This is a genomic window from Elizabethkingia bruuniana, from assembly GCF_002024805.1.
Taxonomy (GTDB): Bacteria; Bacteroidota; Bacteroidia; order Flavobacteriales; family Weeksellaceae; genus Elizabethkingia; species Elizabethkingia bruuniana.
Window position 1 is genome coordinate 1,258,500 of record NZ_CP014337.1, and the last position, 12,793, is coordinate 1,271,292.

Here is a 12,793-nt window from a genome sequence, read left to right on the forward strand (position 1 = left end):
CTAAATTTGCGAATCATAAATTTAATAGAAACAGAGATGAGTATTTTTGATAATACACAGATTGCATTTGCAGATAAAACAACAGACCAGTTGAGAAAAGCATACTGGATGTTCAAAGGTATTGAAAACCCTACACTAACGAATATGGGTGTTTCTATGCTTAACTTTACCGTAAAGAACAACTTTCCTTTTGTAGACGGAATTGTAAAGAAAACTTTATTCGAACAATTCTGTGGTGGTGAAACCCGTGAAGAAAGTATACAGGCGGTAAACAAGCTATGGAAAAGAGGGGTAGGAAGTATCTTCGATTACTCTGTAGAGGGTAAAGAAGATGAAGAAAGCTTTGACAAAATCTGCAATGAGATTAAAGATATTATCAAATTCTCTAAAGGTAATCCGGCGATACCGTTTGTGGTATTCAAGCCAACGGCTTTCGGAAGAATAGATCTTTATGAAGAAGTAGGTAAGGGAAGAGAACTTACAACAAGTGAAAAGGAAGAATGGGAGCGTGTAAGAACCCGTTTTGATGAAGTTTGTAAGTTGTGCCATGAAAACAATATTAAAGTAATGGTAGATGCTGAAGAATCCTGGATGCAGGATGCAGCAGATCACCTTACTGAAGAAATGATGGAAAAATACAATAAGGAAACTCCAATTGTATGGAATACCATCCAGATGTACAGAACTTTCAGACTGGAATATATGGAAGGACACTTGCAAAGAGCTCGTGAAAAAGGTTATTTCATTGGTTATAAAATTGTACGTGGTGCCTATATGGAAAAAGAGCGCGACAGAGCTATAAGAATGGGCTATCCTTCACCAATACAGCCTACTAAGCAAGCTACAGACGATAACTATAATGCAGGTATCGATTTTATTATGGGGCATCAGGATATTGTTTCAGCATTCTTCGGGACTCATAACGAGAAAAGTACCGAGCTGATAATGGATAAGATGAAAGCTGCAGGATTGTCAAACGATTCATCTCATGTATATTTCGGTCAGTTATACGGAATGTCTGATAATATTACGTTCTACCTTTCCAGCTTACACTATAATGTAGCTAAATATTTACCTTATGGTCCGGTGAAAGACGTAGTGCCATATTTAACACGTCGTGCGCAGGAAAATACTTCTGTGGCAGGACAGACAGGAAGAGAACTTTCTTTGATTCAGAAAGAAATAGAAAGAAGAAAGAAAAAATAAATAATCTTAAAATCTGAGATTGAGAAAATTTCCTGCTATAGAACTATAGAAGAAATACTCACTCTCAGATTTTTTATATTTTAGATAAAAATGATGTTTGCTCAGCTCATTTTGCCATTAAATATTAAAGGAACTTATACCTATAAAGTTCCTATTTTTTTATATGGTAAACTGGCGATCGGAATGCGTGTTGTAGTTCCTTTTGGCGGAAAAAAACTTTATACGGGGATTGTTGCTGAAATTCATGACAGAGAACCGGAAGCATTTTTACCAAAAGAAATTATTTCCGCTTTGGATAATGAAGCTATCCTGCCGGAGGAGCAACTGAAATTCTGGCAATGGGTTTCGGATTACTATTTGTGTAATGTAGGTGAAGTATACCGTTTTGCATTTCCTTCTTCTTTAAAACTGGAAAGCGAAACTTATGTAAAGAGGAATCCGGATGTAGAAGTTGACTATGAAGTACTGGATGTTCACGAGATACATCTGATGCAGGCATTGGAGGTAAAATCCGTGATTAATCTCCAGGAACTTGAAGCATTTATTCCCAGAAAAGAGGTTATGAAGACGCTTAACAGTCTGATCGACGAGCGTCTGATTGTTATTGATGAGAAAATTAGCGAAAAGTATAAAGCTAAAGAGGTTTCATATATCAGATTGAAAGAAGGGTTGCTGGAAAGTGTAGCGCTTCACGAAATCCTTTCGATACTGAATAAAGCGCCTAAACAAAAAGATCTTTTTCTGGCCATTCTGGATAAAGCAACCTCCGAAAATCCGTTTGTAAAAAAATCAGAACTCTTTGAAGATAAATTTTTCAGCAGCCAGCAGCTAAAAGCACTTGTTGATAAAGGTTATGTGGAAGAGTTTTATTTGCAAAAAGATCGTATAGACTCGTATGACGGGGATTTGGAGCAAATAGAACAGCTTACAGATCTTCAGCAAAAAGCTTTGTGGGAAATTGTAAAGCAGTATGAAGAGAAAGATGTTGTATTGCTACATGGTGTTACGGGATCTGGTAAAACCCACCTGTATATTTCCAAAATAGAAGAAACAGTAGCTTCCGGAAAGAATGTATTAATGCTTTTCCCGGAAGTCGCATTGACCAAGCAGATCACCCAAAGATTAGAGAAAAAATACGGACAATTACTCGGTTTTTATCATTCCAAATTAACCGACTTTGAAAAGGTTGAAATTTGGAGAAAAGTAAAAAATAACCAGTTGAAAATTGTTCTGGGAACTCGGAATGCACTCTTTTTACCATTTCAGAATCTTGGGATGGTAATTGTAGATGAAGAACACGATTCCCAATATAAAACAACAACTGTTCAGCCTTTTTTTAATGCAAAAGATGCGGCAATTGTTTTAGGAAAGTTTTACGAAGCAAAAGTTCTGCTGGGCAGTGCAACACCTTCTGTCGAATCTTATTATTCGGCCTTAACCAATAAAATTGGATTGGTGAAATTAGATGAACGTTTTGGCGAAAGCAAAGTTCCTAAGATAAACCTGATTGACTTTAAAGAAGCTCAGAATCTGAAAACTACTAATGGCAGCTTTACAATCCAAATGATTATGGAGATCAGGGAGCAATTGGAGCAGAAGAAGCAGGTTATCATCCTTCACAATCGCCGTGGATATGCCAATGTGATAGAATGTGAAAGTTGTGGTTATACACAATATTGTAGTAATTGCGATGTTGTGATGACTTATCATAAAGTATCTAACGAACTGAAGTGTCATTATTGTGGTCAGAGATCGGCAGTGCCTAAGCAATGTCCGTCTTGTCATTCCGAAAATCTTACAACAAAAGGTTTGGGAATCCAGCAATTGGAAGAAGAAGTTCAGCGTCTATTTCCTGAAGCAGAAGTTGGTCGAATGGATCTGGATGCTATGCGGACTAAATTTGCCTACGAAAAGTTCTTTGAAAGAGTAGAAAATCAGGAACTGGATATTATTATTGGTACCCAGATGATTTCTAAAGGACTGGATTTTGATCATGTAGATCTTGTTGTGGTTCCGAAATCTGATGCAATGCTGCATATTCAGGACTTCCGGGCAGAAGAAAGAGCTTATCAGCTATTCACTCAGATGGCCGGACGCGCCGGAAGAACTTCGCAACACGGAAGAATGCTGCTTCAGACTTATAATCCTTATCAGACCATTTTTGAGAAATTGTCAAAGGATCCGGATCACATATACGAATACTTTATTCAGGAAAGAAACAGATTCTTATATCCGCCTTTTGTGAAATTAATTTTCATAGAATTAAAGCACCGCCGGGAAGATAAAGTAGAAAGAGCATCCCAGTTTCTGGGCTCTGTCCTAAGAAAGTATTTGCCGGAAGAATGCATACTGGGACCTGAAAAATCACAGATTTTCAGGATTAATAATTTATACCAGTATCAGATTTTACTAAAACTTCCTAAAGGAAAAAAATACAATCTGTTCAAACAATTTGTCTCTACTTCAATAGATGAATTCAATGAAATTTCGGGTTACAAAAGTGTAAAATTGAATCTCTATGTCGATTTTTAACTTTTTTTAACAAAAGTTATGAAGCTTTAGTACAGCTCACTCATTGATTAGGCATAATAATTAGTATTTTTATTTCGTTATAAGATGTGGAATATTTATATTTTTTAAATATTCAGCATTTTACATGTTTTTATAAATATTTAATAAATGAATCTAGAGAAACTTATCTCGGGGAACCTAATCCTCTTCACTTCATTTCTTTTAGCACAAACCTCTGCTCAACCATCTGTACAAACATATTATCCGCAGGTATATGCGGAGCAGCAGCTTGTGGGAAAAGAAATGACGGCTGAGAAATCCCTGTTGAGCCCTAAAATTCAGTTAGACACTGAATTGAACAGAGTTCAGAGTGATCCCGTTCTGCGTTATGCAACATGGGGCTTCGCGGTTTATGATCCGCAAACGAATAAAATGATTACCTGCTACAACGAGAATGTACCATTGGTGCCAGCTTCCACAACGAAACTGTTGACAACCGATACAGCATATTCTCTTTTTGGAAAAAAATTCCAGTGGGTAACTCAGTTGGAATATTCCGGAGAAATAACCCCGGAAGGAGCTTTGAATGGAAACCTGTATATTATTGGTAGTGGAGACCCCAGCCTTGGAACCAATCAGGCTGGAGCAGACTCTTACTGGACAATTATTGCTAATTTTAAAGATGCTTTAAACAGGGCAGGAATCAAAAGAATTAATGGTGGAATTGTAATAGAATCTGGGATTTTTAAAACATCCGAAACAATTCTTCCTCCTAATATCGTATGGTTAGAACACAATAACTATTATTTGCCTGTAGGGAATACCCAGAACATAAATCCTCAGAACGAAAAAATGGTGGTTAAAGCCAAAAGACCATCATCCGGAGAGAAAAGCTACTTCTATATTTCACCATATAGTAAGCAGCTGGTTTATGCAGATAAGTTTGAAGGAAATACATATTTACAAGGGAAATTACCGGATGCTCCGGCTTATCTGGCTAATAATCTGAAATCTTCTTTAATAAAAAGCGGAACGCCTGTAACGGGTGCAGTAACTACACGTACTGTAGATACTAACCCTGAAGAAAGAGTTTTTTTGGCAGAACAAAAATCTCCAACACTGGAAGATATAATATACTTTACCAACCAGAACAGTAATAACAGATATGCAGAAGCATTGATGCGTATTTCCGGATTTTATACCAATGGAGATCTTTCGCTGGAGTCTGGCAAAAGCGCTGTTGTAAGTCATTTGGGAGCTGTAGGTTTTGACTTTGCAGGACTGAATTATGCAGATGGAAGTGGCCTTTCTAAAAGTAATACTGTAACCCCTTTGGCACATGTGAAATTCCTGGCACAGCTAATGAAACAACCATATTTCAAAACTTATTTTGATTCATTGCCAATTGCCGGAAATTCAGGAACACTGAAAAAAATGTTCTTGTATAATGAAGCGAATGGACAAATTTTCGCCAAAACGGGAACGCTGAACAGAGTGAAAACACTTGCAGGCTATATTAAAACGAGAACAGGGAAGACACTTACATTCTCATTACTCATTAATAATTATAGTGGTTCAGTCGATCAGGTAAAACGAAAAATGGAACAATTGCTGGAACCGACATTACAATTATAAAATTTTCTTAAATACATACGAAAGCCTTCTTTACTGGAGGCTTTTTTTATAAATTAGCGTCTCAAATTTAATAATATGATTAGCCCAAAATTTTTAGAGAATCTTCAAAACGAATTGGCACAGATTGATGCTGACGGACTATACAAAAGAGAAAGAATTATTACCTCTTCGCAGGATGCGGAAATAGTAGTAAATAATAAGACCTTATTAAATTTCTGCGCAAACAACTATTTAGGATTAGCGAATAATCCGGAAGTTGTAAAGGCTTCTCAGGCTGCAATGGATACTCATGGATACGGAATGGCTTCAGTAAGATTTATTTGCGGTACACAGGATATTCATAAGAATCTGGAAAAGAAGATTTCTGAATTTTTAGGAACAGAAGATACAATACTTTATGCAGCATGTTTTGATGCTAACGGAGGGGTTTTCGAACCTTTGTTTACGGAACAGGATGCGATTATTTCGGATGAATTAAACCATGCTTCAATTATTGACGGGGTTAGATTATGTAAAGCTGCCCGTTACAGATATAAAAACAATAACATGGAAGATCTGGAAGCACAATTAATAGCTGCTTCTGAAAAAAATCACAGATTCAAAATTATTGTAACTGACGGTGTTTTCTCTATGGATGGTATTGTTGCTGACCTGAAAGGGGTTTGTGATCTTGCTGACAAGTATGATGCATTGGTAATGGTGGATGATTCTCACGCAACAGGTTTCATTGGCAAAACAGGCCGTGGAACTCATGAAGCTAATGATGTAATCGGAAGAGTAGACATTATTACATCTACATTAGGTAAAGCTTTAGGTGGTGCTCTTGGAGGTTTCACATCCGGTAAAAAAGAAGTTATCGATATGCTGCGTCAGCGTTCAAGACCATATTTATTCTCTAACTCATTAGCGCCTGGTATCGTAGGAGCTGCAACTAAGGTATTGGAATTAATTTCTGATGATACTTCCAGAAGAGACAGAGTAATGGAAAATGCACAGTATTTCCGTACTAAAATGCAGGAAGCTGGTTTCGATATTCCTGAAGGAGATGCTGCTATTGTTCCGGTTATGTTGTACGATGCTAAGCTTTCTCAGCAAATGGCTGATAAATTATTGGATGAAGGTATTTATGTAATTGGTTTCTTCTATCCGGTAGTACCAAAAGGCAAAGCTAGAATCAGAGTACAATTATCTGCTGCACATACACCAGAACATTTGGATAAAGCAATTGCTGCATTCACTAAAATTGGTAAAGAATTAAGAGTTATTTAATCTCCCTTAGTTTTTAAATATATTAATCTCCGCAGAAATGTTGGGGATTTTTTTTATTCTATTGTTGTAGAATAAAATTATTTTACTATTTTTATTCTATTCAAGTAGAATATGAATAAGCTTTTTTCTTCATTGATTGTGTTAACTTTATTGTTCTCCTGTGGGATCAACAAAAGAGATCGTGCAAAGCAAAGGCATGGGTATTGGAATGAAACAAAACCTGTGGCCGGCGGAATGTTAACGAGTAAAGGACGATACCGGCATGGTGAACAAAAAGGGAAGTGGCTTTATTCCTTTGGAGATACTTTATATCAAAAGGACAAGATCAGGAAGAATATTATTACCACAACTTATTACTATCCGGATAAATTACTGATGGCTAAAGGGCAGTCCAGACTGGATATAACAAAAGATGGGAAAAGGCATTGGTATAAATTTGGACCATGGCATGAATATGATTCAAAAGGCAATCTACTTTGGATTAAATATTACAAAGAAGGCCATTTATACCAGTACCAGGAAGGAGGTATAATGAAATACGATGTGAAGAAATTTTACGGACACTAAATTTATTAATATGAATATTAAAGCTCTACTATTATTGACTGTTTTAACTGTGGTAAGTTGTTCTACCAAATACAATCAATATGATGCCAGACACCAACGACATGGAAAGTGGAAAGAAACATTGCATACAGGTGATGGAGATATGCTGGCGACAGGTAAATATAGAAACGGAGAAAAAATTGGAAAATGGACTTATAAATATGGTGATAGATTATATGAAACGGAGAAATTTAAAAAAGAAACATCAGTAACCAAATCCTATCATTCAAATGGTAGATTATCTGCTATAGGAATGTCCAGGACTAATATTACTGATCAATACCGGAATTGGTATAAATATGGGGTATGGAAATATTATGATGAAAATGGTAAATTAGCTAAAGAAATTGACTTTAGTCAGGCTGCCAAAGAAACAACGAAGGAAGTTGATCAGGCAGGGAACAAAGAACTGCAGGACAACATGAAAAAGATAAATAAAGCATTGAATGGAGGATCGAATTAATTCATTTCCACCTTTTATAGATAAAGACTCAAAAATTCTGATCTTGGGATCCGTACCCGGAGTAAAATCTCTGGAGATGCAGCAATATTATGCACATCCGCAAAATCATTTCTGGAAGATTATGTTTCATCTGCTGGCTGAACCCGTAACTTCGGATTATGAAGAAAAGGTAGTGATGCTTCAGCGAAATGGAATTGCAGTATGGGATACGATAGAAAGCTGTGAACGAAAAGGAAGTAAAGATACCGATATAAAAAATGAAGAAGCAAATGACATTGCAAAACTTTTAAAAGAGTTTCCAAATATAAAGGTTGTTTTCTGCAACGGACAGAAAGCATTCAAAAATCTTAGTAAACAGCTAAAAAATAAAGAAGTGGGGATTAATTTTTATGGATTACCCAGCACAAGTCCGCTTCATACTGTCGGATTCGAAAAGAAACTTCCGGAATGGGAACAGATTCTTCATTATCTGTAAATTTTGGTGTTTTAGAATATATAAAGCTAACCACCAACCTTATAGATCTCAAAAGTCTGTAAGGTTTTTTACTTTATATGTGTTATTAGAGGCCAACCAGAGGCGTTATAAAATCTTTAATTCTCAAAGACTTGACAAAGGGGTATTCGATGTCGTATATTTGCAGTCTGAAATTTTTTAACTGTAACATACGATTTTATATAAATGAAAACTTCTGATTTTAATTTTAACCTACCTGATCATCTTTTAGCTGAACACCCATCCGAAAACCGTGATGAAGCAAAATTGATGGTTTTAGACCGTAAAACTCAAACAATCGAGCACAAGCTTTTTAAAGATGTAATCGATTATTTTAACGAGGATGATTTATTTATCTTCAACAATACTAAAGTATTCCCGGCTCGTCTTTATGGAAATAAAGAAAAGACAGGTGCTAAAATTGAAGTATTCTTACTTCGTGAATTAGATCGTGAAGCTCGTGTATGGGATGTATTAGTAGATCCGGCAAGAAAGATAAGAATTGGTAACAAACTTTTCTTTACAGAAGACGAAAGCTTAGTTGCTGAAGTTATCGATAATACAACTTCAAGAGGTAGAACACTTCGTTTCTTATTCGATGGTAGCTACGAAGAGTTCAGAGCTAAATTAACTGAACTTGGAGAAACTCCACTTCCTAAATACATCAAAAGAGATGTTGAACCAGAAGATGCTGAGCGTTACCAGACAATTTATGCAGAAATAGAAGGAGCTGTAGCAGCACCAACTGCAGGACTTCACTTCTCTAAGCATTTGATGAAGAGAATGGAGATCAAAGGGATCAACTTTGCAAATGTAACATTACACGTTGGTTTAGGAACTTTCAACCCAATTGAGGTAGAAGACCTTTCTAAGCATAAAATGGAATGTGAGCAGGCTATCATTACTCAGGATAACGCTGACATCATTAATAAAGCAATTGAAGAAAACCGTAGAGTGTGTGCAGTAGGAACAACTACTATGCGTGCTATCGAGACTTCGGTTTCTACAAACAGAAGACTTAGTGCTTACGAAGGATGGACTAACAAATTTATCTATCCTCCTTACGATTTTGGTATTGCAAATGCAATGATTACCAACTTCCACACACCAAAGTCTACATTAATTATGATGATCGCTGCTTTTGCAGGTAGAGATTTTGTAATGCAAGCATATGAAGAAGCTATTAAGAATGACTATAAGTTCTATTCTTATGGTGATGCAATGCTTATTCTTTAATAAAGACTAAAATAAACAGTTGGCAGTAGCAGTATTTTACTGTGTATTGCCAACTGTTTGCTTTTTTATACTATACAACTGACAATTGTCAACTCAATGAAAGACATCCGCACACTTTCCCTGGACCAGCTAAAAGAATACTTTGTATCGCTTGGAGAGAAGCCTTTCCGCGCGAAACAGGTTTATGACTGGTTATGGTCCAAAAACCTGCACTCTATAGACGAAATGACCAATCTCTCGAAGCCTTTGAGAGAAAGAATTGCACTGGAGTATACGATTAATCCGGTATCTGTAGATTTAATGCAGAAAAGTACAGACGGAACTATTAAAAACGGAGTAAAGCTACACGATAACCTGATGGTAGAAAGTGTGCTTATTCCTACAGAAACCAGAACTACTGCTTGTGTATCTTCACAGGTTGGCTGTTCATTGAACTGCGAATTTTGTGCTACAGCGAAACTAAAACGTATGCGTAATCTTGAAGTTGCCGAGATCGTGGATCAGGTAGCTTTAATAGACAGACAAAGCCGTTTATATTTCGACAGGCCGCTTTCCAATATCGTATTTATGGGAATGGGAGAGCCTATGATGAATTATAAAAACGTTGTGGAAGCCATTCATAAAATTACCAAGCCCGAAGGTTTGGGAATGTCACCGAGAAGAATTACCGTTTCTACTTCCGGTATACCGAAGATGATCAAGATGCTGGCGGATGAAGAGCTAAAAGTAAAATTAGCACTTTCCCTTCACTCAGCGATTGAGCATAAGCGTAATGAGATTATGCCATTCTCGGATAAGTTTCCTTTAACCGATATTATGGAAGCTTTGCAATATTGGTATCAGAAAACAGGATCCGTAATTACTTTTGAATACTGTGTATGGAAAGGAATTAATGATGGTGATGAAGATATTAAAGCGCTGATTAAATACTGTCGACAGATTCCTTCTAAAGTTAATCTTATTCAGTACAATCCGATTGGTGAAGGTAAATACGATCACAGAAGTATTGCTGCTGAAGAAAAGTATGTTCGCGAATTGGAAAAAGCAGGTATAACTGTAATGGTAAGAAAAAGCCGTGGTGGTGATATCGATGCAGCTTGTGGTCAGCTGGCCAACAAAACAACTGAAAGTGAAGCTTAAATACCTTTTCATAGCTTTGGTAATGGCTCAGGTTTCCTTTGCACAGGAAGTCCGGACCTTAAAGCTAAAGCCTTTTGAAAAGACTCTTATCTCTGATACACTAAAAGAAAGTTCGGGTTTAACCATTATAAAAGGAAAGCTGCTAAGCTTTAATGATAGTGGTAATCCTGCCGAAATCTATGAGCTGAACCCAAATAACGGTAGCATTGGTAAAACTTATAAAACTAATGCTGTAAATATAGACTGGGAAGCAATAACCAATGACAGCGAAAATATCTATGTAGGTGATTTTGGCAATAATCTGGGAAACAGAAAGGATCTCACTATTTATAAAATTCCTTTCAATCCGGAAACTGAAAACCTGACATATACTTCCAGAATTAATTTCTTCTACCCGGAACAACAAGATTTTTCTTCCAAAAACAGAAATAATGATTTCGATGCAGAAGCCATGATTCTTCTGAACGGAAAAATTCATCTGTTCACCAAAGAGTGGAAGAGCAAGTCGGTATCTCATTATATTATAGATCCAACCACCGAAACCCTGCAGCCTGCACAAAAAACAGAATCTTATCAATCAGATTTTGTAGTGACAGACGCTACTTACTATCAGGGGAAACTATACCTTATTGGCTATACCAAAGGAGCTAATGTTTATTTGTTATCATGCGAAGAAACTGCTCCCGGAGTGTTCTTTAACGGTAAAATACAGAAATACTTTCTGGGGATGGCCACACGCTTCGGGCAAATAGAAGGGCTAACAGCTACAGAAGAAGGTTTGTATATTTCCGGAGAGCAATTCAAATTTAAAATCATTAATGCCAGACAACGATTATATTTCTTACCATTTAAAGAACTTAATTGATTATATTTGTGTTTCGAAAATTTAACATCATCCAGATTTAACCAGCGATCCAGTGGCTAATATTGTAGAGGAAATCAAAAGTCCGATAAAAGAAAACATGAAACTTTTTGAAAAGAAGTTTTATGAATCTATGAAAAGTAATGTTTCATTATTGGATAAAGTGACGCAGTTTATTGTAACCACCAAAGGGAAACAAATGCGTCCTATGTTTGTATTTCTGTGCGCTAATCTGGTAGGAGAGGTAACCGAAAAAACCTATCGTGGAGCTTCTATGATAGAGCTTATTCATACTGCAACTCTGGTACACGATGATGTGGTGGATGAATCTTTCAAACGCCGTAATTTTTTCTCCATCAATGCACTCTGGAAAAACAAAATTGCTGTTTTAGTAGGCGATTATTTACTTTCAAAAAGTGTATTGCTTTCTACAGATAACAAAGATTTCGATTTACTGGCAGTAATCTCCAGAACCATACGAGAAATGGCAGAAGGAGAACTTCTTCAGTTGGAAAAAGCCCGTAAACTGGATATTACGGAAGATGTTTATTACGAAATTATCCGTCAGAAAACAGCTACGCTTATAGCCGCTTGTTGTGAGGTCGGTGTCCGGTCCAATAACGTGGATGAAGATACAGCTCTTAAAATGAAAGAGTTTGGTACTTATACAGGAATGGCCTTTCAGATTAAAGATGACTTATTCGATTATCTGAGCAGCAATATTATAGGTAAGCCTGTAGGAATAGATATCCAGGAACAAAAAATGACACTGCCGTTAATCTATACACTTAGAACGGCTGATCCGGAGAAACGTAAATATTTTTTCGAAACGATCAAACGTTATAACAAGAAACCTAAAAGAGTAAAAGAACTTATTGAGTTCGTGAAAACTTCTGGTGGTCTTGATTATGCAATTGGTATTATGAAGGATTTCCAACAAAAAGCTGTAGATATTCTGGATACTTTCCCCGATTCTGAGGCAAAGAAATCTTTACGTCTGATGCTGGATTACGTTATCGAACGTAAATTCTAATTTTTCTATAATTTATAAATCAAAATAGTATAGTCTATTAATGTTAAGCTCTTCGACGATGCTTGGAGTGACATAATTAGGTTCTAAATTTAATCAGCCCTGTCAAGGTTTTAAACCTTGACAGGGCTTTTTATAACTTCTGGTTTGTGTTAAATGGAGATTTAGAGTTTTTAATCACAAATAGAGAGAATTTTCTGGTATAAAAAAGTATCTGGATACAGTGTCACTCTGAGCGAAGTCGAAGAGTATTCCGATGATCTATTATTAAATCAAATAATTTATTAGCCTTGTCAAGGTTCCAAACCTTGACAAGGATTTATAAGAAAAAGAGGCCTTTCA

General features: G+C 36.4%; 11 protein-coding genes. All 11 read left to right on the forward strand.

Features of this window, described 5'->3' with window-relative positions; genetic code table 11:
• Positions 1-36: 36 nt before the first annotated feature.
• The 11 genes from AYC65_RS05910 to AYC65_RS05960 all read left to right on the forward strand — a co-directional run bounded on the left by AYC65_RS05910 (position 37) and on the right by AYC65_RS05960 (position 12,454).
• A complete protein-coding gene (locus tag AYC65_RS05910; RefSeq protein WP_034867658.1) occupies positions 37-1,206 on the forward strand; it encodes a proline dehydrogenase family protein in 1,170 nt (389 codons plus the stop codon).
• Positions 1,207-1,296: 90 nt separating this feature from the next.
• Entirely contained in the window at positions 1,297-3,738 is a 2,442-nt protein-coding gene (priA, locus tag AYC65_RS05915; RefSeq protein WP_034867660.1) for a replication restart helicase PriA, read from the forward strand.
• 147 nt (positions 3,739-3,885) lie between these two features.
• Positions 3,886-5,352: a D-alanyl-D-alanine carboxypeptidase/D-alanyl-D-alanine endopeptidase gene (gene dacB, locus AYC65_RS05920; protein ID WP_034867662.1), complete on the forward strand. Its 1,467-nt coding sequence runs from the start codon at positions 3,886-3,888 to the stop codon at positions 5,350-5,352.
• Positions 5,353-5,427: 75 nt separating this feature from the next.
• Positions 5,428-6,621 (forward strand): glycine C-acetyltransferase, encoded by a 1,194-nt coding sequence (locus AYC65_RS05925; protein ID WP_034867664.1) that lies wholly within the window; start codon positions 5,428-5,430, stop codon positions 6,619-6,621.
• 111 nt (positions 6,622-6,732) lie between these two features.
• Positions 6,733-7,188, forward strand: a complete 456-nt coding sequence (locus tag AYC65_RS05930) for a hypothetical protein (protein WP_034867666.1) — start codon at positions 6,733-6,735, stop codon at positions 7,186-7,188.
• A gap of 10 nt (positions 7,189-7,198) precedes the next feature.
• Complete coding sequence (locus tag AYC65_RS05935; protein WP_034867668.1) at positions 7,199-7,690, forward strand: toxin-antitoxin system YwqK family antitoxin; 492 nt, start codon at positions 7,199-7,201, stop codon at positions 7,688-7,690.
• A complete protein-coding gene (locus AYC65_RS05940) occupies positions 7,674-8,165 on the forward strand; it encodes a DNA-deoxyinosine glycosylase (RefSeq protein WP_034867670.1) in 492 nt (163 codons plus the stop codon). Before AYC65_RS05935 ends, AYC65_RS05940 begins: the two co-directional genes overlap by 17 nt.
• Positions 8,166-8,369: 204 nt before the next feature.
• Complete coding sequence (gene queA, locus AYC65_RS05945; RefSeq protein ID WP_034867672.1) at positions 8,370-9,419, forward strand: tRNA preQ1(34) S-adenosylmethionine ribosyltransferase-isomerase QueA; 1,050 nt, start codon at positions 8,370-8,372, stop codon at positions 9,417-9,419.
• A 96-nt stretch (positions 9,420-9,515) separates the two neighbouring features.
• On the forward strand, positions 9,516-10,559 hold the full coding sequence (gene rlmN / locus AYC65_RS05950) for a dual-specificity RNA methyltransferase RlmN (RefSeq protein ID WP_034867674.1): 1,044 nt from the start codon (positions 9,516-9,518) through the stop codon (positions 10,557-10,559).
• Positions 10,549-11,424, forward strand: a complete 876-nt coding sequence (locus AYC65_RS05955; RefSeq protein ID WP_078674571.1) for a hypothetical protein — start codon at positions 10,549-10,551, stop codon at positions 11,422-11,424. The genes rlmN and AYC65_RS05955 overlap by 11 nt, the downstream gene beginning before the upstream one ends.
• A gap of 52 nt (positions 11,425-11,476) precedes the next feature.
• Positions 11,477-12,454, forward strand: coding sequence for a polyprenyl synthetase family protein (locus tag AYC65_RS05960; protein WP_034867677.1), 978 nt, complete (start codon positions 11,477-11,479; stop codon positions 12,452-12,454).
• The last annotated feature ends 339 nt before the right edge of the window (positions 12,455-12,793 follow it).

What these genes read in the sequence shown, in the direction of transcription:
- AYC65_RS05910 (WP_034867658.1), top strand. Translation starts at nt 37, where the DNA reads ATGAGTATTTTTGATAATACACAGATTGCATTTGCAGATAAAACAACA.
- priA (WP_034867660.1), top strand. Translation starts at nt 1,297, where the DNA reads ATGATGTTTGCTCAGCTCATTTTGCCATTAAATATTAAAGGAACTTAT.
- dacB (WP_034867662.1), top strand. Translation starts at nt 3,886, where the DNA reads ATGAATCTAGAGAAACTTATCTCGGGGAACCTAATCCTCTTCACTTCA.
- AYC65_RS05925 (WP_034867664.1), top strand. Translation starts at nt 5,428, where the DNA reads ATGATTAGCCCAAAATTTTTAGAGAATCTTCAAAACGAATTGGCACAG.
- AYC65_RS05930 (WP_034867666.1), top strand. Translation starts at nt 6,733, where the DNA reads ATGAATAAGCTTTTTTCTTCATTGATTGTGTTAACTTTATTGTTCTCC.
- AYC65_RS05935 (WP_034867668.1), top strand. Translation starts at nt 7,199, where the DNA reads ATGAATATTAAAGCTCTACTATTATTGACTGTTTTAACTGTGGTAAGT.
- AYC65_RS05940 (WP_034867670.1), top strand. Translation starts at nt 7,674, where the DNA reads ATGGAGGATCGAATTAATTCATTTCCACCTTTTATAGATAAAGACTCA.
- queA (WP_034867672.1), top strand. Translation starts at nt 8,370, where the DNA reads ATGAAAACTTCTGATTTTAATTTTAACCTACCTGATCATCTTTTAGCT.
- rlmN (WP_034867674.1), top strand. Translation starts at nt 9,516, where the DNA reads ATGAAAGACATCCGCACACTTTCCCTGGACCAGCTAAAAGAATACTTT.